This is a genomic window from Nocardia sp. PLKS1-43, assembly GCF_059510335.1.
Genome location: NZ_JCAJZQ010000002.1, coordinates 735,587 through 755,665 on the forward strand (window position 1 = coordinate 735,587; position 20,079 = coordinate 755,665).

Below are 20,079 nucleotides of genomic sequence, written 5' to 3' on the forward strand. Positions count from 1 at the left end.
GATGGACGCATGACTTCACCGACCACAACCCCGATGTCCACCGGCGTGGCGATGCTCGGGCTCGGGGCGATGGGCAGCTCCCTCGCCGCCCGGCTCCTCGACGCCGGTCACACAGTGACCGTATGGAACCGAAGCGCCGGCCGCGACGCCGACCTGGTCGCCCGCGGCGCACAGCGCGGCGCGACCGTCGCCGACGCCGTCACCGCGCAGCCGCTGATCGTGGCCTGCCTGCTCCGGCACCCGTCGGTGCACGAAACCCTCGACCCCGTGGTCGACCAGCTGCGCGGTAAGACACTGGTCAACCTCACCACAACCACCCCGAACGAGGCGCGTGAGACGGCCGCCTGGGCCGCCGGGCACGGGATCGACTATCTCGACGGCGCGATCCTGGCCGTGCCCACCATGATCGGATCACCTGGCGCGCAGGTCTTCTACAGCGGCTCACAAACCGCCTTCGACCAGCATCGTGAAGTCCTCGACACGTGGGCAACCAGCGTCTTCGACGGTTCGGATGCGGGTAGGGCGTCGCTGATCGACCTTGCCATGCTGTCCGGGATGTACCAGATGTTCGCCGGTTTCCTCCACGGCGCCGCGATGGTCGGTTCCGAAGGTATGACCGCGACTGACTTCGCTGCTCGCGCGGCGCCGTTCATCAGTGCCATGACCGGCGGTTTCATCGGCTTGGCGCAGGTCGTCGACGGTGGCGACTACACCCTTGCCGGCCAGCAGAGCCTCGACTTCTCCGATCTGTCCTACATCGTGCGCGCCAGCGACGAGCAGGGCGTGAACCCGGCGACGATCGCCGCGGTTCAGGCTCTGATCACCCGGCAGATCGCCGCCGGACACGGCTCCGAAGGATTCGCGCGGATCTACGAGAGCTTCCGCGCGTCCGAGACGACCGTCGGTCGTGGCCGATGAGCGCCGCACCGGTCACCGTGCTCGGCCTCGGCCCGATGGGCCAGGCGATGTCCAGGACCCTGCTGCGAGCCGGGCACCCGGTCACCGTGTGGAACCGCACGCCGAGCCGCGCCAACGACCTTGTGGCGGCCGGAGCACAACTGGCGGCATCACCTGCCGAGGCAGTGGCGGCCAGTGAACTCGTCATCCTCAGCTTGACCGATTACCAAGCGATGTGGGACGTCCTCGCCGACGTCGGCACCTCGCTGGCCGGCCGCACGCTCGCCAACCTCAGCTCGGACACACCGGACAAGACCCGCGAGGCGGCAAACTGGGCATCTTCACACGGCGCGTCGTTCGTCACCGGCAGCGTCATGGTGCCCGCCCCGATGGTCGGTACCGACCTCGCCTACATCTACTACAGCGGCGAACAGCGCGGCTTCGACGCGCATCGCCACGCCGTCACCCACCTCGGAGATCCACGATTCCTGGGCGATGACCCGGGCCTTGCCCAGCTGATATACCAGGCGAACCTCGACGTCTTTCTGACCACGCTCGCCGGATTCGCACACGCCACCGCGCTGGCGGGCTCTGCGGGCATCCCAGCCGAGATGCTCCTGCCTGGGGTCATGCAACTGGTCGCCGCGATCCCCGACATGATCGCCCCCGGCGGCGCCGCGGCTCTCGGCGCTCGAATCGACGCCGACGAGCACCCCGGCGCGGGCAGCAACAACATCATGATGGGCGCCACCGCCGATCACATCCTCGCCACCACCGAGTCGGCCGGCATCGACACCACACTCCCTCGGGCGGTGCAAACGCTCTACCGCCGTGCCATCGACGACGGACACGGCACCGACGGCTGGACCCGCACCATCGACGCAATTCGAGCCCCCAAGGCAAGTGCATGAGTGCCGCGTACCGGAGTGCACCGCTCCGACGCTGCCAATATCGTACGATCGGACCCGATCAGCCGGAATTGCGATGTGAATAGCCACTACAGCTACCACCCACATCGGAGTTGCTGGTCAGCCGTCAGTCTCACGCCTTCGGTATGCCTGTCACCAACGTCCGGACCTTCGTCCAGTTGTTCCATCTCGAGAGATTGGTGCCACGGGGGCTGACCGTTGACGACGCCGACGTGATGCTCGGGCTCGACAGGCATCCGAGCATGTGGTCCTTGGTCGGCCGGTAGCGGGTTGAATAATGTCAACTCCGCACTAGCTGCATGCCTGAGTGGTCCAGTCAGCATCGTGCCGTTTTCTCGGTGGATACCCGGCAGGAACGGCACGTTGTGTGGTGCTCTTCAGAAAGCACCCGCCTGCGCGGCCAGCGTGGCCGCCACGGCCGCACGCTCCGGGAAACCGGCGTCGGCCGGAGTGCGCAACAGCACCAACTGGTGATACACCGGCGCCGTGGCCGCGACAAGCAGTGCGCGCGTATTGGTTTCGGCGGGGATCTCACCGCGTCCGATCGCACGTTCCACGACGATCTCGCACTGCGTGTAGCGGTCCTCCCACAGTTGCCGCAGTGCCCGCGCCGCGTCCGCCGAGCGGAAAGATACCGCGATCAGCGCCATCGCGATCGACGATTCCTCGGTGAACGAATCCTGGATCTCGCGGTTCAATTCCGTGAGATCGCCGCACAGTGAACCGGTGCTGGGCGGATGCCAATCCAGATCGCTCGCGGCGGCGAACACATCGGCGATCAGGCCGCCTACATCGCGCCAGCGGCGATACACGGTGGTGCGGTGCACGCCCGCGCGGGCGGCGACCGAGTCGACGGTCAGTGCGTCGTAACCGTTTTCGGTCAGTTCTGCCTCAACGGCTGCGAGGACCTGGGCGCGAATGCGGGCCGTGCGGCCGCCGGGGCGCGACTGCGGGGGCGAGGCGCTCTCTGTGGCACGGGTCATGGGACCTATCCGGTTGCTCGGCGGGACAACATATGCAACCATATTAACGCAACATTCGTCGCACTAGTGGGGTAGCAATGCTCATTCGAAGTGTTCACCAGGCTCAGCGGTCGCCCCTGATCGTGTCGTCTTCGAATACTTCGGAGGTAGTTCGTGCCCACTCGGATCATCGCGCTCGCGGTCAGCAAGTCCTTCAACGGGCGCACGGTCCTCGGCGCGGTCACCTGCTCGCTTCACGCGGGTGAACGCACCGGGATCATCGGGGAGAACGGGTCCGGTAAGAGCACGCTGCCGCGCCTGTTCGCCGGATGCGAGCAGCCCGATCATGGTGAGATCGTCGCGGATGCCGAGGGCGGCGTCGGCTATCCAGCTCAGGACGAGCAACTCCCCGCGCACTCGAGCGTCCAGCAGATCATCGACCGATCGCGAGATGCCCGCACCAGCCTCGATTCGGTCATCGACCACAACGTTCGATCATTCACTCACAGAACGGATTCCGCATGCCCGAACAGCCGTCGGTCACCGCACCCACCGTGCTGCATCCGATGCCCGGACAGCCGCGCGTGGTACTGCTGAAACCCTTGGTCGCCTCGCCGTTGATCGAGGTCGGCGAGTACTCCTACTACGACGACCCGGACGATCCCACCACCTTCGAAACCCGCAATGTGCTGTACCACTACGGTCCGGAGAAGCTGATCATCGGCAAGTTCTGCGCCTTGGCCACCGGCGTGCGGTTCATCATGAACGGCGCCAACCACCGTATGGACGGACCGTCGACCTTCCCGTTCCCGACCATGGGCGGCGCGTGGTCGCGGCATGTCGATCTGCTCATGGACCTTCCCAATCGCGGTGACACCGTAGTCGGCAACGACGTCTGGATCGGATACGGCGTCACGGTGATGCCCGGAGTACGGATCGGGCACGGCGCGATCGTCGGCGCCGGCTCGGTGGTGACTTCCGACGTCCCGGACTATGGCATCGTCGGCGGCAATCCGGCCGCCCTCATCCGGTACCGCTTCAGCGCGGACGACATCGAGCGTCTGCTGGCCCTGGCCTGGTGGGACTGGCCGATCGAGCACATCGATGCGAGTGTCCGCACGATCATATCCGGCACCATCGACGACCTGGAGAAAGCGGTGCCTGCACAGGCGGTATAGACCGGGATCCTCCCGGCCAGGTGAGTCGCCAGTTCGTCGTCGGCGCCCACTCCCTGTGCCCAGGCATCGAGGGGGAAGCCCTCGCTGAAGCCGTATCGAAGGCCAGGACGGTGAAGCCGCAGCGCTCGACCAGGAAGCGCAGGATGCGCTGCCGCATTTACGCGAACTCGGTGATGAAGGGGGAGTTCTCGCCGATGGCGACGATGCGGGCCCCGTCGATGACCTTGCGCAGCGGTTCCAGGTCATCGAGCGGTTCGTTGGGGTCGAGATGCGTCAGTGGTACGGCATGGTTGGCGCGTTGCCACCGGATCAGCGCCGCTGCGGACGGGCGAGCGTACTGGGCGAGGGACCTCACCAGTTGCTCGACCAAGCCGCCTACCACATCGAACACCTGCGCCCGGGATTGTCGGATCAACCGCAAACCGCTGGCTGACAGGGTCGTTCACCGACAATCGGGCTACACCGTGACGTACTGCACGATCGTGGAGAGAGTCCGACCACCGGGCATCCAATTCACCGTGCGGTGGCGCTGTCGCGCCAGGCCCGGGGGGTGAGGTTGTTGTAGCGGCGAAAGACCCGGGCGAAATAGGCGGGGTCGGGAAGGCCGACGCGGCGGGCGATCTCGTTGATCGGCAAGGTGGTTTCGGTGAGCAGACGCCGAGCGGCCGACATCCGGCGTTCGGTGAGCCAGTCGAGGACCGTGCGGCCTGTGCGCCGGCGGACGAGCGTGGTGAGGTGGCCCGGGGTGAGGCCGACGTCGGTGCCGATGTCGCGCAAGGAGATCGGTTCCGCGAAGCGGCGTTCGATCACCTCGAACACCGCGGCCAGCAGCGGCTCGTTGCCTCGGCGCAGATCGTCGACCACGTCGGCGGCCAGGCGCGCGATGTCGACGAGCAGCACGGTCAGATGTGCCAGGACCGCTTGGCGATAACCGTCCTGACGGCTGCCCAGCTCCGCCTCGATCGAGGCCAGCGCCGACAGCCACACCGGACGCCGCCCCGGCGGGATCGACAGGCGCAGCAGCCCGCCGGGAGTGCCGTGCAGGAACGGGAACAACAGCGGATGCGCGCGCCACGACGACCACGGCCCGTGCTCGTCTCCGCCGAGCGCCGACGGATCGAAAAACACCCCGAAACACGTGCTGACCGTGTCGAGCACCGCGGGATCGATGATCTCGCCTGCCGCGATCACATACACATCCCCTTCCGCGATCGGCGCTCCGCCCGCACCGGCGGGCCGTGTCTCGGCCACGTAGAAAAGCACCGGAAACTCGTGAATGTGGCGATGTGCCTGTTCGGCATGCGGACTCCCCCGCAGCCGCAGCAGTGACACCGGAGGCGTCTCGGGCGTGGCGCGATACCGGTACACCGGCACCCCGCCGCTCCAGCGCACGGTGGTGGTGATGTCCCGCATATGCCCGAATATAATCCTAGTTTTGCCGCGCCTGCATCAATTGCGAGTTTGTTTCGGCGTTCATCATCGTTGTCATGACCAAGAATTCTCCTATTACGGATAGCTCCGGCCGTGAGCACGACTATCTCCCGGCTGCTGGGCGCGACGCGTTGTTGCCGTTCTACGACGTCATGACCACCGCTCTCGGCGCCACAAGGTTGCACGGCGCGCTGGTGGCGCATGCCGAGTTGGGCGACGGCCAGTGGATCCTCGAAATCGGCTGTGGCACAGGAAAGCTGTCGATCCTGGCCAAAAGAACCTGGCCGACGGTCGAGGTGGTCGGAATGGATCCCGACCCGCTGGCACTGGCACGCGCACAGCGAAAGGCGAAGAAACTCCACGGGATCCGTTTCGACCAGGGCTACTCCCAGGCATTGCCCTACACCGATGCCTCCTTCGACCGCGTGCTGTCCTCACTGATGTGGCACCACCTCGACCCCGAGGCCAAGACCGCGACCGCCGCCGAAATCCGGCGTGTGCTCCGTCCGGGCGGCAGCCTGATCCTGGCCGATTTCGCTGGTGACCTGGCACGCGGCGTCCACGGGTTCATGGCGCAGCGGATGATGAAATCCGGCCACCTCCACGACAACCGCGACGACGCCATCCCCGAACTCCTCACCGCCGCCGGCTTCGAGGTCGCTACTCTCCCAACTCTCCGTCACCGCATCATGGGCACCATCGCCTTCTACCGAGCTATCCGCCCCACCTGCTGATTCGTCTCACCCAGGCCTGTCTGACGGGCCCGTTTCGGAGTCGAAGCCAGCGCTCAGGTATCCGTGCGGATCAGGCGCGGGATGGTGTGGCGTTCCGCCGCCCGATACACAACACCGGGGGAGCCACTTCGACGGACCGGATGAGCACGTGGTCCTCGTCCTCGATCTCGAGCATTGCCGGAAGCCGCCTGGGCGCTGGAGAATGTCGGGCGGTTCCTTCGCCGGTCCCTGTTCGGGATCAATCACATCTCGGAGTCAGGCGCAGGAGCACCAGGCCGTGGGGTGCGACGCCGACATGGCTGATCGCGCGGGTTGTCGTCGTTGATGTGTGGGTCCACAGGTCGCGCACCTTATAGCATTGTGCGCTGGGCAATCCGGCTGCGGTGGTCGTGGTGCTGATGTCAGCAGGGCTGTTGTCCGGGTTGTACAGCGCGACCGCGACCGAGCCGTCGGAGAGCGGTTTGACCATGACATGGTTGCCGGTGGGCAGGAAGGTTCCCTGTACCGATGCCGGGTCCTGGTCGACGGCGATGACTTCACGGTTGGTGAGTATCGTGCGGGTCTGCTCGGTCATGGCACGGATGTCGTTGCCTGCGATCAGGGGGGCGGCCAGCATGGCCCACAGCGAGAAATGCGTGCGTTGTTCCTCGGTGGTCAGGCTGTACTGCGGATCGCGCAGGGCCGCAATCTGTTCCGGAGTCAGTGTCAGTAGCGATGTCGTCTGTTTGACGGTCGCGCGGGCGGCGATTCGTTGTTGCAGAGTCAGCGGCAGCGCTTTCAGTACTGCGCTGGGCACCGTACCTGGGTGCGTGGCGAGGAATTCGGCCAACTGGGTGCCGACGACCAACATGTCGGGATCGTTCCAGTAGCCGGGACGGCTGCGCGCCGCGACTGGTGTCGCTGCGGCCAGCTGATCGGTGATGCCCAAGAATTGTTCGGACGAGAATTCGTTCACTGCGACGACTGGAGTCCGGTTGCGCCAGAACGGGTACAGATCGTGGGCGTTGCGAGTCAGGTCCGCTATGCGGGACCAGTCGTAGTCCTGCGCTGCGCGCAGTCCGGCGGAGCTGTTCGGGTTGATGCTGTAGACGATGTGGCGGCCGGTGGCGCGCAAGGCATCTCGCATCGCGGTGAAGACGCGTACCTGAGCCCTCAGGTCGTCGTTGTTACGGCACCAGTCGTATTTCAGGAAGTCCACGCCCCAGGCCGCGAATGTTCGCGCGTCCCGCGTCTCGTGCCCGGCGCTTGCGTTCTGCAGTGATTGGCCGCAGGTTTCGTTGTATGGGCTGGAGTACAGTCCCAGCAACATCCCACGATCGTGCGCGTATCGCGCCAGTGCGGCGATTCCGCTGGGGAATTTCTGCGGGTCGGCCACAAGATTTCCGGCCGCATCGCGAGCGTTCGCCGCCCACCCGGCGTCGAGATTCACATAGCGGTAGCCCGCATCCCGCATTCCCGAACTCACCAGGGAGTCGATTGTGGTTCGGATAGCGTTCTCGGTCAACGGGATTCCGGAGTTCCATGAGTTCCATCCCATCGGCGGACCCGAACTCACGGGTTCGGCGGTCGCGGTCGGTACCGCAGCCACGCCGAGCACAGCGGTCACCGCGCAGACCGCCACGATCCAGTGACGAATCCGCATCACGCCGCGACGTCGGACGGCGGCGACCTTCGACGTGGTTGTCCAGAACACGGTGCCATGGTTGCAGCGTCTCGCTGATGGGAAGGATTTGTGATCACCCGCACAGAGATCCCCGGGCACACCGCTCACGTTCGGCCGGAGTTGTGTACCGAAGTGCCACACACACCCACTCTTCCACGCGCCTGCTCACCCGAATGTTCGCCCAGGAGTCCGAGGGCTCGAAACTGTTGGGAAACAACGTATCCCAGGGAACTCGCCGCGGTGAGCCCGCACCATGCGTTGCCGGAGCGGGCAACAGTGCCGGGCAGTCGACTCGCAACATCCTGCAATCGGCGATACCGGACTTTCAGTGCCGCAACCGATCTCGCGGCGCACACCGCGCGGCCGGCGGCGTGTCGAGCCGGGCGTGCTCGGCGCAGTCGACTCGTCGCGCCGGCACACCGAACTCGGCGCGACCCGCCTGGCCAGCAATCCGTCATCGTCCGCCGCGAGCACCTCGACCTGCTGGAGCGCCCTTGTTCGATCAGCTTGTAGCCGGACACCGGTGAACCCCTTTCGAGCGCTAGAACTGTCCCCACACGATGCTGACCGCGCCGGGAGCCCGGTAGATTTTGTAGTTGTGCACTCGGGCCCAGCGCTCGGCCGCTTGCTGGAGGTACGGAGAGCCGGCGTTGAGGTAGTCCTCGGCCATGGTCTTGTCGCCGAAAGCATCGAGCGCTTCGGCCAGTTTCTCCTGAGAACCGGCCTTACCGACTTTGATCGCGAGTATCAGCAGTTCCCGACGGCGGTCGGGCTCGAGCACCTGCCGCACCACCGCCGGGTTGTAGATCAGGGGCGGACTGTCTCGTAGCCGACGGTAGATGTGGAATCCGTCGTCGGGCGCCAGCCAGACGCCGTCGGAGTTCAGACATCGAACACCCTGTCGCAGTTTATCTTCCGTCGCCGCGAGGTCAGCCATGTCTCGCGGCGTGAGCCCCTCGTTGTTTCGCAGGTTCTCGTCGGCGCCATACGCACGCAGGTTGTCGATCGCGTTCTGCTCGCCCGTGTAATAGGCGTAGTGCAGCGCGGTATCTCCTTGTGCGGTAGGGTAATTGACCGCTCCCCGGTGCATGGAAACCCTGAGCACTTCCATGTCGTCGGTCGCCGCGGCCGACAATAGATCCGCTACGAACCGTTGCCGTCTGGCGGTCGGCCCGGCGTGACGGATGGCGCGGAATGTCACCAAAACCAATGCGGGCGCCAAAAACGCGAGAACGATTATCACTACCCCGACCACATCGATGATCCTAGGTTCGGCGCAACCGTTGCCGCACCGCATTTTACGGCGCGACCGGCACACCGCGGATTCGCCGACCATCACCAGCGTGAGGTTCCTTGACGCGAATTCTCCTGCGCCGCAACATAACATGCACTTCGGGCGACCCGTAGGCGTCGCCGGAGCCGGTGTGAATATCGACGATCTCGGCCGGAGGCCTCCGGTCTTCGCCTGCCGGTCCGACGGTCCGGCGGCACGCTTGCGCGCCACTCGGAGTCGGCCGACCTTGTCCACCAGTCGCTCGGGGCTGCGTATCCCGAGTGACCGATCAACAGCACGGTGTCGACGCCCTCGACGAATCACCACCTCCCAGCGGCACCCAGCAGACCGTCCGGCCACGATCGACCGTGCCGACAGCCGGCGCCACGCTGAGCAACGAGAAGACGAAGGGAGACAGTTGCCGGCCGAACGGCTCCTCCTCGGCATCACCGGCATCTCGTCGAGTCTCCGGTGGACCGTTTCATGACGCCGGAGCCGGGTATCGCCCTGTCCGACCGATATTGATCGACTCATGGAGGGTTCCTGTGTCCAATCACGCACGCAACGGTGTCGAAGAAGGTGTCGAGGCTGCCGTCGAGGGAATCAAGGGCCGGGCGAAGGAGGCCGCCGGGGCGCTGATCGGCGACCGGAACCTGGCGGATGAGGGCAGCGCCCAGCAGGACAAGGCCGACGCCCAGAAGGAAGCCGCCAAGAACGAGGCGCGCGCGGAAAAGGAGCGGGCGGCGGCCGATCTGCACGAACAGCGCCAGCGCACGCATCAGGACGACTGACGGCCACGTGACCGATTCCACCATCGCCGTTCTCGACATCGATGGCACACTCATCGACTCGAATTACCACCATGCCCTCGCCTGGTACCGGGCGTTGCGCTCGGTGGGCCACATCTATCCGATATGGCGGCTGCACCGGCTGATCGGCATGGGCGGCGATCAGCTGGTCACGGCTGTGGGCGGTGACACTCTCGAGCGCCGGGTGGGCGAGCGCGCCAGGCAGGAGCAGGGCAGGCAAGCCGACGCCCTGCTCGAGGAGATGGCCCCGCTGCCCGGCGCCCGCGAACTGCTGGTGGCCATCAAGCAGCGCGGTCATCGGCTGGTGTTGGCAAGCTCCGCCCAGTCTCGCCACGTGGAGGCGTTCCTGGACAAGCTCGGGGCGCGCGATATCGCCGACGCCTGGACCAGCAGCGCCGACGTCGAAGCATCCAAGCCCGCCCCGGACCTGCTGCAAGTCGCGTTGACGAAGCTGGGCGCGCCGCAGAGCGCGTCGAGTGTGATGGTCGGTGACTCGGTGTGGGATATCGAGGCGGCGAAAAGTGCCGGGATGCCCGCGATCGCCGTGCGCTCGGGCGGCTTCGGGGACGACGAGCTCCGCGACGCCGGCGCCATTGCCATCTACGACACCCCCGGTGACCTCGCGGCCTCGTTGGACGACACGCCCCTCGCCTGATACCTCGGTCGCGGCCGATTTCCGCCCGCGACAACGATCGCCGAAACCAGCAACCCATTGGGGAAACTCATGTCGGACGCAAACGAAGGGGCGGACACCAGCTGCGAAGCGGTGGTCGCGGCGGCGGACTATCCGGTCTTCGTGGTGACCACCCGCGACGACGACGAGTTGAGCGGCTGCCTGGTCGGATTCAGCACCCAGATCAGCATTCAGCCACTGCGCTTTCTGGTCGGGCTGTCGAAAACCAACCACACCTTCGGTGTCGCCGAACGCGCACAGCGCCTCGCCGTTCACTTCCTCACATCGGAGCAGACCTCGCTGGCCGCGCTTTTCGGCGGCGAGACCGGCGAGGAGATCGACAAATTCGCGCACTGCCAATGGCAGCCGGGCCCCGGCGGCGTACCGATCCTGACCGCCGCGACGAGCTGGTTCAGCGGCCCCATCATCGACCGCCACGACTACGGCGACCACACGGGAATGCTGATCGCCCCGGACAGCGGCTCGCCTCCGGGCACCGACGTCGCCGCTCTGCGTTATCGGATGGTCGACGATCTGCGACCCGGCCACCAGGCATAGCCCGAAGGTTCATACTGAGTGTGCAACCAATAACGACGTGGCCCGCCGGATTGGCACAGTCTGGGCAGTATCGTGTGCCGATGATCAATGTCCGAGCGAAAATCTGCGGCATCCGGAGTGAATCGGATCTCCGGGCCGTCGTCGCGGCCGATGCGGATGCGGCCGGGTTCATTTCGGGCACCACGCACTTCAGTGAGGACGAACTCGGCGTCGAACAGGCTCGGCGCTTGTCGCGGATGGTGCCCGCGTCGATGGAGCGCGTGCTGGTCACCCATCTCACCGATGCGAAAGACGTCCTGCGCCTTGCGGACCGGATCGATGTGGACTGCATCCAGTTGCACGGGCTGATTACGCTGGACACCGTGCGTGCGGTCCGGCGGGACGCGGCCGGCCGGCGGGTGATCCGCGCGGTCCACGTCACCGGGCCCGAGGCGATCGGCGCGGCCGTGCGCGCGGCGCCGAATTGCGATGGGATCGTGCTGGATTCGCGGTCCGCGGACCGGCTCGGCGGAACCGGGCGCACGCACGACTGGTCGATCAGCGCACACATCGTCGATCTGCTCTCCGCATCGGAATTCCCGGTCATGCTGGCCGGGGGCCTGAACCCGCGCAACCTCACCGCGGCCATCGATGCGGTGCGACCGGCCTGGGTCGATGTCAACTCCGGCGTCGACGACGCGCGCGGTGACAAGGATCCGGACAATTGCAGCGAATTCGTCAGGGCCGCACACGCCTTCGCGTCGCCGACCGTTGCTCCAGCCCGACTGCGAGCAAGATGAGTACGCCCGCCCCGGCGGTCGCGGAGGTCGGCAGAGTCCGTGTGCACACCGCGCCCACCAGGGTGGCCACCACTGCCTCGTTGAGTCCGACGACGCTGGCCGTCGCCGCGTCCAGCCATCGCAGTGCCTGCCAGTAGAGGGCGAATCCGGGTCCGAGCAGCAGTGCGCCGACCGCTGCCAGCTCGGCCGCATTGCGCGCCGGCGGTGGATCCAGCGCGAGCAGCGGACTGCTCGCGATCCCACCCAGCAGCAATTGCAGTGCCGCGGCGGTGATCGTGTGGTTCGGCCCCGGCTGCCGCGCTATCACACTGACCAGCAGCGCGACGCACGCCGCACTGCCGAGCGCCAGTCCGCATCCGAGCACGGCCGCCCCCACCGCCGTGCCGCCCGGGTGGCGTCCGGCCACCAGCCAGATCGCCCCCGCGACCAGCAGCAGCTCGACCAGTACCGGAAGCGTCGGCGCGCGACGTCCGCGCAGCAGCGACGCGGCGATGATCAGCACCGGCGCCGTCAGGTGCAGAGCGACCACCACCGGCAGCGGGCCGATTCGCAGCGCCGCGACGTACAACGCCAGATTCGCCGCCTCCAGCACGCCCAACTGGACGTACAACGCCGGGTTCGCGGTGAGCGTCGCCCACGGGCGCTGGCCGCGCAACCGCGCCGACACCAGCAGCGGCACCGCACCGCCGAGGGCGACCAGACCGGCCGTGGTCGGTGCCCCCAGCGCCGCCAGCAGCGCGCTGGAGGTACCCCACAGGCAGGTCACCGCGATCATCAGAGCGATCGGAGCGCCCATAGGCTAGGTCAGCAGGTAGGTGACCACGGGCAGGACGAGCGCGGTGAACGCGGCGAACACCGCGCTGGCCACCCGCCGCTTCGGTAATCGCGGGAAGTGCGTGGCCAGGCCGCAGTACGCGCCGAAGGCGATGAGCGCCGTGCCCCATACCACCAGTGCCCGGCTGGCGATCGTGCCGTATACGGTGTCGAAGCCTACCGCCAACGCGAAGACCGTGGTACCGGCCGCCGTGCCGAGCACCAGCAACGCTTCTCCCGCAGTGGAATTCATCAGCATGCGGTGACCGCGCACCGAGGCGATCGCCTGCGGGTCGGTGCGATGGGCGCCGTCGACCCGGCAGATCTCGTCGTATACCTTCGCCGGATTCACCCGCTCGTTGATCGCCGGCCGCACCTGCAACAGGGCCTCCAGCGCCTGCGTGGTCGCGTAGGAGGTGACCGGTCCCTCGTCGGAGATGCGGAAGCCGCCCCGGTAGATGGCCAGCGCATCCATCTCCTGCAGGTCCAGCAGCGCGACGATCGCCGCGCGCACCGCGGGATCGAAGATGGTGCGGCTGTCGGCCGATATCACCGCGCCGACCGCCAGATGCAGCGTGAGATGGCGCCAGGTGTCGACCAGATCGTCACGGCGGAAGATCTCGGTCTCGATCTCGCACTCGCCGCGGCGCAAGCCGGTCAGCAGCCGTTTGACCGCCATCGCGCAGGCGCGCTCGGCACGCTTGTCACCGATCCGGATGATCTCCGGGCGGGCGAGCACGGTGGCGATGTGCGCGGCCGCGTAGATCGGCAGGGAACGCGGATCCTGATACATCGCCGAGACCAGATAGTCGATGCCGCGCGAGATGGCCTGGTGCCGTTCGCCATCGAAGCCGCCGTCAACGATGAGCGCCTCGACCGCGGCGGCGGTCGCGGTGATCGATACCGGCCCGAGGAAACCCGATATGCGCCATCCGCCGGTTTCCGAATCCTGTTGGTCCAGTAGGGATCGCACGGCCGCGGCCAGATCGGGATCGGACTCCTCGATCGCCAGGCAGCGCAGCGCCCGGATGCGCCACGCGACGTCGATCGGGGTACGGAAGTACCATTCGTCGCCGTTCGGCCGTTGCACGACCGTTGCCCGAACCAGCATGGCAACCTTTGCCGCACGCGGGATTTCGCAGCCGGCGCGGTGCAGCACGCAGACGACCTCGGCCGTGTTCTGGGGATTGGGTGGCACATCGGGTATCCAGCCCCAGCCCGCGCCCCCGCTGAGATGCGGTATCTGGCTGCCGCGCAGCCATTCCACAGCCATCCGGATACGCTCGTCGATGTTCGACACGGCTCTCCACCCCCTTTTTGGTACGTCGCCCCAGAGACTTTCGATCGGGTGCTGATAACCGCCAAGTTACTCGGGTGGTCCGACAATCCGCCCGTGCCGAATTCGCCTGAATAGATTGGTAGCGAACGTGTTTCGGTTCCATATCGGCGCCTCGGCCGCGTCCGCCGTAGTGACGCCACGAGATCCGCAGGCAGCGGATCTGATTCGCCGACGCTACGCCCCCTGGGTCACGTATCTGCGTCTCGAATTTTATCACGCGGACTTCACCGCGTGACCGGAATTGCGCTGGTCCGAGTTCGGATTGCAACCCGTGTTCCGGCGCGGCTGCCGGGACCGGCTCGGCGAAAGTTGTTCCGCCGCAGCCGGAGCTGTTCCGGGGCAGGATCCGCACTCGCGACCCGATCGCAATCGCGCCGCCGATGACCGAGGTATCGGACAGCCGTCGCCGATAACGACCGCGCGGGCGCGGCGGGACGGCCGGTACCGGTTCGATCGGACCGCCCGGGCGCGCGTCGAATTCGGCTGTTTCCGTATTGCCGGAAGTTTCGATCGGGCGACATGGCAGTATCGCTAGCGTGCTAGGAGATCGAACCGGAAGCAACCGATTGGTGGGACGGCAGGCCGAATTCGCCAGGATCTCCGCAATTGCCGAACAAGCCGCGGCGGGGCGTGGCGGAATCGTGGTCATCAGCGGCGAGCCCGGAATCGGCAAGACCTCATTGCTGAACGCGGTGAGCCGCTCGGCCTCCACATACGGGGCACGGTTGCTCCGGGGCACGGCCACGGAGATCGAGCGGGAGGTGCCCTATGCCGCGCTCGGCTGGTGCCTCGGTTTCGGCCACGGCACGCTCGATCCCTCGGCGGCACAGCTACATTCGTTGCTTCGCGGCGTCGACCTGCCCGGTGACGGCGCGTTCAGCCGGCACTTCGCCGTCGTCGAAGCGCTGATGGCTCTGGTGGATCAGTGGTGCACAGCGAGTCCGGTGATGCTGATACTGGACGACGCCAACTGGGCCGACTCGGACAGTCTGGCGGTACTGGAAAGGCTCGGCGAGGTCGTCACCGAACTCCCGTTGCTGATCGTCCTGGCGATCCGGCCATTGCCGCGCGGGGACAGCCTGGCGGCGTTGCTCAAGCAGTTCCACGCCTGGGACGCGACCGAGCTGCAGCTGGAACCACTGACCGCAGCCGAGGTCGCGACGCTGATCGAAGACGTGCTCGGCGCGGTGCCCGGCCCGGCATTGACCGCTGCCGTCGCGGGCGCGGGCGGTAACCCGTTCTATGTCGTCGAGCTGGTAACGGGCCTGCAGCAGGCCGACGCGCTCACCGCCGCCGACGCGGGGACCACCGAGCTGGTGACGTCCCCCGCGGGGCGGCCGGAGCGGTTCGCGCTGCCCGAGTCGCTCACCGAAACCGTCGAGCGCAGACTGGATTTCCTGCCCCGCACGGCGCAGCAGGTATTGACGATGGCCGCGGCGCTGGGAACCAGTGTCGAGGCGATGGAGCTCTCGGCGGTCCTGGAATTGCCGGTGATGGAGATCTGGGACGCCATCAGCATCGCCACCGAGGCGGGCCTGCTGGTCAAATCCGGCGACGAGCTGGTCTTCCGGCATGATCTGCTCCGTCAGGTGTTCGCCGATCAGTTGCCCGCATCGACCCGCAGATCTCTGCAGCTTCGCGCGGCCCGCGTCCTGATCACCGCGGGCGCCGCGGCCGAACGCGTCGCGAACTATCTGCTGGCCGGCGAGGCTCCCCTGGACGACCACAGTTTGCGATGGCTGGCCGAAACCGCCGAAACGCTCACCGTTCGCGCGCCCGAGCTGGCCATCAATCTGCTCGCCGGTGCCGCCACCAGTTCCGGATCGGACCTGGTGGCCCGGGAAACCTTTCGGGTGCAGCACGTCCGGGCGCTGTTGTGGAGCGGGCGCGCGGCCGAAGCGGAGACCACGGCCAAGGACATACTCCGGAGCCGGACCCAGGCGGCACCGGGCTCGGCGAACGACAAAGCGCTGCGGTGGCTGCTCGTGCGCGCCTACTACGCCCAGGGCCGGCTCGACGACGCGGCCACCGCAGCCGACTTCGTACTGGCCCAGCCGGGCCTGACCCGGTGGGAAGAGGGCCTCTACAACGCGTTCCTGAGCCTGTTCCATTTCTTCGACGAAAAATTCGATGCCGCCGAACGAGCCGCGACGCAAGCCATATCGATCGGGGACGAGATCGACGACGCGCTGACCGTCGGCATGGGCTGCACCACCCTGGGCGGACTGCGATACACCCAGGGCTACCTGGACCAGGCCCTCGCCCTCGGCGAGCGGGTCGCGGCCGCGTACGAAACATGCCTGGGTTCAGGGAATCGACTGGATCAGCTCGACCCCTACGTACTCCGGGCGCATTCCCTGATCGAACTCGACCGGCCCGACGAAGCCGAGGACATTCTCGGCCACGCCGTGGTCGATGGTCTGCAGAACCGCGGACTGCATCTGGTGTCACGGGCCCGGCTGTATTTCCTGAGCGGCCGATGGGACGATGCGCTGGCGGAAATCCTTGCGCGCCAAGGGTTACCGGATATCTTCGGCCACGGTGTGGTGACCAACAGCATGACCGCGCTGATCGCGGTGCACCGGAGCACTTCCGATGCCGAACTCGACTGGGCGGGGCCGGACGACCGGGTCGGCAGCCAGACATATCTGCACTTCGATTCCTGGGTCGATGCGCTGTTGCTGGAATCTCGCGGACGACCGGCCGAGGCGCTGGCCGTACTCGCCGAGGCATGCCGGACGCTGGCGTCGGGACTGGCCGGATCGACCGTGTACTACGCCTATCCCGATGTCGCGCGCTTGGCGGTCGCCGTCGGCGACCGCCAGGTTCTCGACGAGACAACGACTGCGGCCGAGACGCTCGACGCCCGCTATTCGACTCTCAGCAGGCGGGGGACAGTGTTGCTGTGCCGCGGATTGTCGCTCGATGAACCCGAACTGCTCGAGCAGTCGGCCCAGGCGTTCCACGGCGCCGGACGCCCGCTCTACGAAGGTCAGGCCCGCGAGGAACTCGCCGTCGTTCTCGCGCGCCAGGGCCGTACCGCGGCGGCTCGGACGGCTTTGGACGCGGCGGTGCGTTCCTACTCGGGCATGGACGCCCAATGGGATATTTCCCGAGCCGAGTCACGACTGCGCGAACACGGCGTCCGCCGCGGCTCGCGAGGCCCCCGCAAACGGCCGAAGACCGGCTGGCAAGCACTCACACCCACGGAGCAGAAGGTTGCCGAACTGGTCGCCCAGGGCGGATCCAACTCCGAAATCGCCACGCGGATGTTCCTTTCCAGGCGAACCGTGCAAACCCACGTGTCCAGCATCCTGAACAAGCTCAGTCTGCAATCGCGCGTCCAGGTGGCCGTCAGTCTCGCCCGCCAAAGCTGATCACCCGCGCGGCGCGGGCCGACGCCGGTGCCGTCATCCGCGGCGGCACCGTACGCGGCACGGCATCGGACGGCGAGAGTTCGCCGTGGAACCGTTGAGCGCATCCGGTCCGTCGGCCCGAGACCGTTGGGAGGCAGCGGATTTCGACGCGCCGCTCGACGGGATGAGCCGGCACGAGTTCGCCTGCGCTTCACCATCAGCCATCCCGATCTGAGCCGCACGGTCGCCGGAACCGGCAAGATCGAGTACCTCGCCGCCAATGTCGTGATCACCGCGCGCGGACCGCTGCCGCCGCACCTCTGCGCCGACGCCCGCCGCCGACTCCGGCCGGCGGCCCTCTGACCGACCGGCCCGTTTCCGATCCAGGCGATCGGTCTCGGACACCGCGAGCGGCCGTAGCACCCGGCCTTCCGGTCAGCCATGTCGGTGCAGGAAGCCATGCAGGATGGCCTGGGTGAGTTCCTCGACGATCGCGGCTCGGGGCGGCTGCTCGGAGCCGAAGTAGGTCGAGCGCAGTGCGGCCATCCCGGCGATCATCGCGACCGTCGAATGGGCCGCCAGGGCCGGGTGTTCGGATCGCACGCCCCGCAGGCGCATCCCCTCGGCGCTGATCCGGCCGAGCGCATCCAGAGCCTGCCTGATATCGGCGATCCCGGTGTCCTCGATCTCCCGCGGGCCCAGGTTCTCCGATGCCAGCAGGGTGACGACGAGTCCCCGGTTCTCGACGAACAGGTCGTACAGCCGGCCGGCGAACTGCCGGGCCAGCTCCTGCTCATCGGTCTGCTCGGGGACGACCGCTTGCCAGGTGCGGCCGAACTCGTCGACGAAGCCGGTGAAGGGAAGTACCACGGCCTCGCGGAAAAGTGCCGCCTTCGAACCGAAATGGCGGAACAGCAGGTGCTCGCTCACCCCCGCCGCCGCGGCGATCTCACGAGTGGTGGTGCTGCGGTAGTCCTGCCGGGCGAACAGGGTGCGTGCCGCGTCGAGCAGCAGCCGGCGCGGCTCGCCCCGCGGTCGGCGGGGCGGCGGATCGGCCGGGCCGCCGCGGCCGGAGGGGTTGTGGGGCATGGACGTTCGCTCCTCGGCGCGGCGCTGGACGGTTCCCGCAATCATAAGACAGTGCCCGCTGTCCTCATTTAGGATAGTGCTCGCTATCCAAAGCGCTGCGGAGCGCATCTTTCGAAGGGGGTGCGGGCATGGGCGCAGGCATCATGCTGGGCACACTGTTCGGGCTCGTGGTCGTCATCTTCGGCGTGGTGTGCCGATTCGACCCGGAAGCCCGCCGTCGGCGCCGGGAGCGTGAGCGATGATCGAGTCGACACCCCTGCTGCGGGCCGCCATCGGTTTCGCCTACGTCGGGGGCCTGGCATTTCTCGCCGCCGGCGGCTACCTCTCGTATCGTGGTCGGCGACTGCATCCGCTACTGCTGCTGTGCATTTCGGCGATCTCGTTCTCCTGGATCGAGGCCCCGTACGATTGGGCGGTCTACGCGCAGTTCGCGCCCGCGATCCCGCGCATGCCGTCCTGGTGGCCGCTGAATATGACCTGGGGCGGACTGCCCGCGGCGGTGCCACCGGGTTATATCGCCTATTTCGTCCTGCCCGCCGTGCTCGGCGTGGGGCTCGGACGCCGGCTGATCTCGAAGTTCGGCTGGCGCCGACCGCAGACTCTGCTCGTGGTCGGGCTCGTGGCCGGTTTCGTCTGGGCATTCGGGTTCAACGCGATTCTCGGGGCGCGGCTCGGAGTCTTCTACTACGGCCGCGTGATTCACGGATTGGCGCTGTGGGAGGGAAGCAAACACCAGTACCCGCTGTACGACGCCCTCGCGATGGGCGTGCAGATGATGGTCTTCACCTACATCCTGGGACGTACCGATGCCGAGGGACGCACCGTCATCGACCTGCTGGCCGAACGGATTTCGGTGAATCGCGTGTGGTCGTCGGCGCTGTCGGTGCTCGGGATCGTCGTCTTGGGCACCGCGCTCTACGGGGCCGTCTTCGCACCGCACCTGGTGACGAAGACGCAGGGGCAGGTGACCGCCGGGCCCACGGCACAGCTGTTCCCGGGCATCCCGAATCAGCCGAAATAGTACCGATCCTCGTAAACGACTGCCGCGCAGTCGAATACGAGGGAGTCCCGACCGAATCGGGACTTCCTCGAAGCTATACCTCGACCGGCAGTTTCGCCCAGCCTCGGACGCTGGCGGTGCGCGCCCGGACCGCACCGGCGTGATCGACCTCCCAGTCCGGCCAGCGGAGCAGCACCTCCTCCAGCGCGACGCGCGCCTGAATCCGCGCCAACGCCACGCCGAGGCAGAAGTGCAGTCCGAACCCGAAACTCGAATAACTTGCCCGCCTGCGGATGTCGAAGCGGTCGGGCACGGCGTACCGACGTTCGTCGCGGTTGGCCGAGGCGTTGAGCAGCAGCAGCACCGACCCCTCGGGGACCGTCCGCCCGTAGTACTCGGTCGTGGCCGCGACGTAGCGGGCCTGCACCGGCGAGGGCGGCTCGAAGCGCAGCACCTCCTCGACGGCATCGGGGATCAGCGAATGGTCCGCGGCGAACTCGCGGCGCCGATCGGGCCGCGCGCAGCCGCTGCCACACCGGATAGGGATCGTCGTCGATGGCGAAATCGTACGAGTCGTAATACGGGTCTTCGAGGGT

Annotated in this window: 21 protein-coding genes and 1 pseudogene; 13 read left to right on the forward strand and 9 right to left on the reverse strand. The window is 67.0% G+C overall.

The genetic code is table 11. From position 1 onward, the window contains the following. Positions 1-9: 9 nt before the first annotated feature. From AC5WS7_RS11240 to AC5WS7_RS11250, 3 genes are all read left to right on the forward strand, one after another. Complete coding sequence (locus AC5WS7_RS11240; protein WP_495954352.1) at positions 10-918, forward strand: NAD(P)-dependent oxidoreductase; 909 nt, start codon at positions 10-12, stop codon at positions 916-918. Continuing rightward, positions 915-1,808: an NAD(P)-dependent oxidoreductase gene (locus AC5WS7_RS11245; RefSeq protein ID WP_495954353.1), complete on the forward strand. Its 894-nt coding sequence runs from the start codon at positions 915-917 to the stop codon at positions 1,806-1,808. Before AC5WS7_RS11240 ends, AC5WS7_RS11245 begins: the two co-directional genes overlap by 4 nt. A 143-nt stretch (positions 1,809-1,951) precedes the next feature. After that, positions 1,952-2,092 (forward strand): hypothetical protein, encoded by a 141-nt coding sequence (locus AC5WS7_RS11250; RefSeq protein ID WP_495954354.1) that lies wholly within the window; start codon positions 1,952-1,954, stop codon positions 2,090-2,092. A gap of 111 nt (positions 2,093-2,203) precedes the next feature. Here AC5WS7_RS11250 and AC5WS7_RS11255 read toward each other — a convergent pair whose 3' ends face one another. Then, positions 2,204-2,809: a TetR/AcrR family transcriptional regulator gene (locus tag AC5WS7_RS11255; protein ID WP_495954355.1), complete on the reverse strand. Its 606-nt coding sequence runs from the start codon at positions 2,807-2,809 to the stop codon at positions 2,204-2,206. A gap of 153 nt (positions 2,810-2,962) precedes the next feature. Here AC5WS7_RS11255 and AC5WS7_RS11260 point away from each other — a divergent pair, with 153 nt between their 5' ends. Beyond that, a complete protein-coding gene (locus tag AC5WS7_RS11260; protein ID WP_495954356.1) occupies positions 2,963-3,385 on the forward strand; it encodes an ATP-binding cassette domain-containing protein in 423 nt (140 codons plus the stop codon). Next, positions 3,310-3,966: a CatB-related O-acetyltransferase gene (locus AC5WS7_RS11265; RefSeq protein WP_495954357.1), complete on the forward strand. Its 657-nt coding sequence runs from the start codon at positions 3,310-3,312 to the stop codon at positions 3,964-3,966. The genes AC5WS7_RS11260 and AC5WS7_RS11265 overlap by 76 nt, the downstream gene beginning before the upstream one ends. 157 nt (positions 3,967-4,123) lie before the next feature. Here the strand turns inward: AC5WS7_RS11265 and AC5WS7_RS11270 are convergent, their stop codons facing one another. Both AC5WS7_RS11270 and AC5WS7_RS11275 read right to left on the reverse strand, forming a co-directional pair. After that, positions 4,124-4,348, reverse strand: coding sequence for a hypothetical protein (locus AC5WS7_RS11270; RefSeq protein WP_495954358.1), 225 nt, complete (start codon positions 4,346-4,348; stop codon positions 4,124-4,126). A gap of 131 nt (positions 4,349-4,479) precedes the next feature. After that, on the reverse strand, positions 4,480-5,379 hold the full coding sequence (locus AC5WS7_RS11275) for a helix-turn-helix domain-containing protein (RefSeq protein WP_495954359.1): 900 nt from the start codon (positions 5,377-5,379) through the stop codon (positions 4,480-4,482). 74 nt (positions 5,380-5,453) lie between these two features. Here AC5WS7_RS11275 and AC5WS7_RS11280 point away from each other — a divergent pair, with 74 nt between their 5' ends. Continuing rightward, positions 5,454-6,131: a class I SAM-dependent methyltransferase gene (locus AC5WS7_RS11280; RefSeq protein WP_495954360.1), complete on the forward strand. Its 678-nt coding sequence runs from the start codon at positions 5,454-5,456 to the stop codon at positions 6,129-6,131. Between the two features lie 238 nt (positions 6,132-6,369). On the opposite strand, the gene AC5WS7_RS11285 is transcribed toward AC5WS7_RS11280, so the two are convergent. Next, the gene (locus AC5WS7_RS11285; RefSeq protein ID WP_495954361.1) at positions 6,370-7,596 is read right to left on the reverse strand and encodes a glycoside hydrolase family 27 protein; all 1,227 of its coding nucleotides are present in this window, start codon (positions 7,594-7,596) and stop codon (positions 6,370-6,372) included. A 13-nt stretch (positions 7,597-7,609) separates the two neighbouring features. On the opposite strand from AC5WS7_RS11285, the gene AC5WS7_RS11290 reads away from it, so the two are divergent. Beyond that, positions 7,610-7,762 carry a hypothetical protein gene (locus AC5WS7_RS11290; RefSeq protein WP_495954362.1) on the forward strand — a complete coding sequence of 51 codons (153 nt, stop codon included), beginning with the start codon at positions 7,610-7,612 and terminating at the stop codon, positions 7,760-7,762. Between the two features lie 573 nt (positions 7,763-8,335). Here the strand turns inward: AC5WS7_RS11290 and AC5WS7_RS11295 are convergent. After that, complete coding sequence (locus AC5WS7_RS11295; protein ID WP_495954363.1) at positions 8,336-9,133, reverse strand: hypothetical protein; 798 nt, start codon at positions 9,131-9,133, stop codon at positions 8,336-8,338. 479 nt (positions 9,134-9,612) lie between these two features. Here AC5WS7_RS11295 and mbp1 point away from each other — a divergent pair, with 479 nt between their 5' ends. The 4 genes from mbp1 to AC5WS7_RS11315 all read left to right on the forward strand — a co-directional run bounded on the left by mbp1 (position 9,613) and on the right by AC5WS7_RS11315 (position 11,886). Then, complete coding sequence (gene mbp1 / locus AC5WS7_RS11300) at positions 9,613-9,858, forward strand: microaggregate-binding protein 1 (protein WP_495954364.1); 246 nt, start codon at positions 9,613-9,615, stop codon at positions 9,856-9,858. 7 nt (positions 9,859-9,865) lie between these two features. Next, positions 9,866-10,531: an HAD family hydrolase gene (locus AC5WS7_RS11305; RefSeq protein WP_495954365.1), complete on the forward strand. Its 666-nt coding sequence runs from the start codon at positions 9,866-9,868 to the stop codon at positions 10,529-10,531. Positions 10,532-10,600: 69 nt separating this feature from the next. Continuing rightward, positions 10,601-11,107, forward strand: coding sequence for a flavin reductase family protein (locus tag AC5WS7_RS11310; RefSeq protein WP_495954366.1), 507 nt, complete (start codon positions 10,601-10,603; stop codon positions 11,105-11,107). A gap of 80 nt (positions 11,108-11,187) precedes the next feature. Then, positions 11,188-11,886, forward strand: coding sequence for a phosphoribosylanthranilate isomerase (locus AC5WS7_RS11315; protein WP_495954367.1), 699 nt, complete (start codon positions 11,188-11,190; stop codon positions 11,884-11,886). On the opposite strand, the gene AC5WS7_RS11320 is transcribed toward AC5WS7_RS11315, so the two are convergent. Further along, complete coding sequence (locus AC5WS7_RS11320; RefSeq protein WP_495954368.1) at positions 11,825-12,661, reverse strand: DMT family transporter; 837 nt, start codon at positions 12,659-12,661, stop codon at positions 11,825-11,827. The genes AC5WS7_RS11315 and AC5WS7_RS11320 overlap by 62 nt on opposite strands. Positions 12,662-12,685: 24 nt before the next feature. Next, a complete protein-coding gene (locus tag AC5WS7_RS11325) occupies positions 12,686-13,972 on the reverse strand; it encodes a prenyltransferase/squalene oxidase repeat-containing protein (protein ID WP_495954369.1) in 1,287 nt (428 codons plus the stop codon). A gap of 602 nt (positions 13,973-14,574) precedes the next feature. Here AC5WS7_RS11325 and AC5WS7_RS11330 point away from each other — a divergent pair. Further along, positions 14,575-17,415, forward strand: coding sequence for a helix-turn-helix transcriptional regulator (locus AC5WS7_RS11330; protein WP_495954370.1), 2,841 nt, complete (start codon positions 14,575-14,577; stop codon positions 17,413-17,415). Between the two features lie 414 nt (positions 17,416-17,829). Here the strand turns inward: AC5WS7_RS11330 and AC5WS7_RS11335 are convergent, their stop codons facing one another. After that, positions 17,830-18,483 carry a TetR/AcrR family transcriptional regulator gene (locus tag AC5WS7_RS11335; protein WP_495954371.1) on the reverse strand — a complete coding sequence of 218 codons (654 nt, stop codon included), beginning with the start codon at positions 18,481-18,483 and terminating at the stop codon, positions 17,830-17,832. A gap of 238 nt (positions 18,484-18,721) precedes the next feature. Between AC5WS7_RS11335 and AC5WS7_RS11340 the strand changes: the two genes are divergently transcribed. Beyond that, positions 18,722-19,504: a spirocyclase AveC family protein gene (locus tag AC5WS7_RS11340; RefSeq protein WP_495954372.1), complete on the forward strand. Its 783-nt coding sequence runs from the start codon at positions 18,722-18,724 to the stop codon at positions 19,502-19,504. A gap of 73 nt (positions 19,505-19,577) precedes the next feature. Here the strand turns inward: AC5WS7_RS11340 and AC5WS7_RS11345 are convergent. After that, positions 19,578-19,997 (reverse strand): annotated as a pseudogene (locus tag AC5WS7_RS11345) (cytochrome P450); the annotation flags it as partial. Positions 19,998-20,079 lie beyond the last annotated feature (82 nt).

What these genes read in the sequence shown, in the direction of transcription:
- AC5WS7_RS11275 (WP_495954359.1), bottom strand. Translation starts at nt 5,379, where the DNA reads ATGCGGGACATCACCACCACCGTGCGCTGGAGCGGCGGGGTGCCGGTG.
- AC5WS7_RS11240 (WP_495954352.1), top strand. Translation starts at nt 10, where the DNA reads ATGACTTCACCGACCACAACCCCGATGTCCACCGGCGTGGCGATGCTC.
- AC5WS7_RS11250 (WP_495954354.1), top strand. Translation starts at nt 1,952, where the DNA reads ATGCCTGTCACCAACGTCCGGACCTTCGTCCAGTTGTTCCATCTCGAG.
- AC5WS7_RS11340 (WP_495954372.1), top strand. Translation starts at nt 18,722, where the DNA reads ATGATCGAGTCGACACCCCTGCTGCGGGCCGCCATCGGTTTCGCCTAC.
- AC5WS7_RS11310 (WP_495954366.1), top strand. Translation starts at nt 10,601, where the DNA reads ATGTCGGACGCAAACGAAGGGGCGGACACCAGCTGCGAAGCGGTGGTC.
- AC5WS7_RS11315 (WP_495954367.1), top strand. Translation starts at nt 11,188, where the DNA reads ATGATCAATGTCCGAGCGAAAATCTGCGGCATCCGGAGTGAATCGGAT.
- AC5WS7_RS11325 (WP_495954369.1), bottom strand. Translation starts at nt 13,972, where the DNA reads ATGGCTGTGGAATGGCTGCGCGGCAGCCAGATACCGCATCTCAGCGGG.
- AC5WS7_RS11265 (WP_495954357.1), top strand. Translation starts at nt 3,310, where the DNA reads ATGCCCGAACAGCCGTCGGTCACCGCACCCACCGTGCTGCATCCGATG.
- AC5WS7_RS11280 (WP_495954360.1), top strand. Translation starts at nt 5,454, where the DNA reads ATGACCAAGAATTCTCCTATTACGGATAGCTCCGGCCGTGAGCACGAC.
- AC5WS7_RS11335 (WP_495954371.1), bottom strand. Translation starts at nt 18,483, where the DNA reads ATGCCCCACAACCCCTCCGGCCGCGGCGGCCCGGCCGATCCGCCGCCC.
- AC5WS7_RS11245 (WP_495954353.1), top strand. Translation starts at nt 915, where the DNA reads ATGAGCGCCGCACCGGTCACCGTGCTCGGCCTCGGCCCGATGGGCCAG.
- AC5WS7_RS11255 (WP_495954355.1), bottom strand. Translation starts at nt 2,809, where the DNA reads ATGACCCGTGCCACAGAGAGCGCCTCGCCCCCGCAGTCGCGCCCCGGC.
- AC5WS7_RS11320 (WP_495954368.1), bottom strand. Translation starts at nt 12,661, where the DNA reads ATGATCGCGGTGACCTGCCTGTGGGGTACCTCCAGCGCGCTGCTGGCG.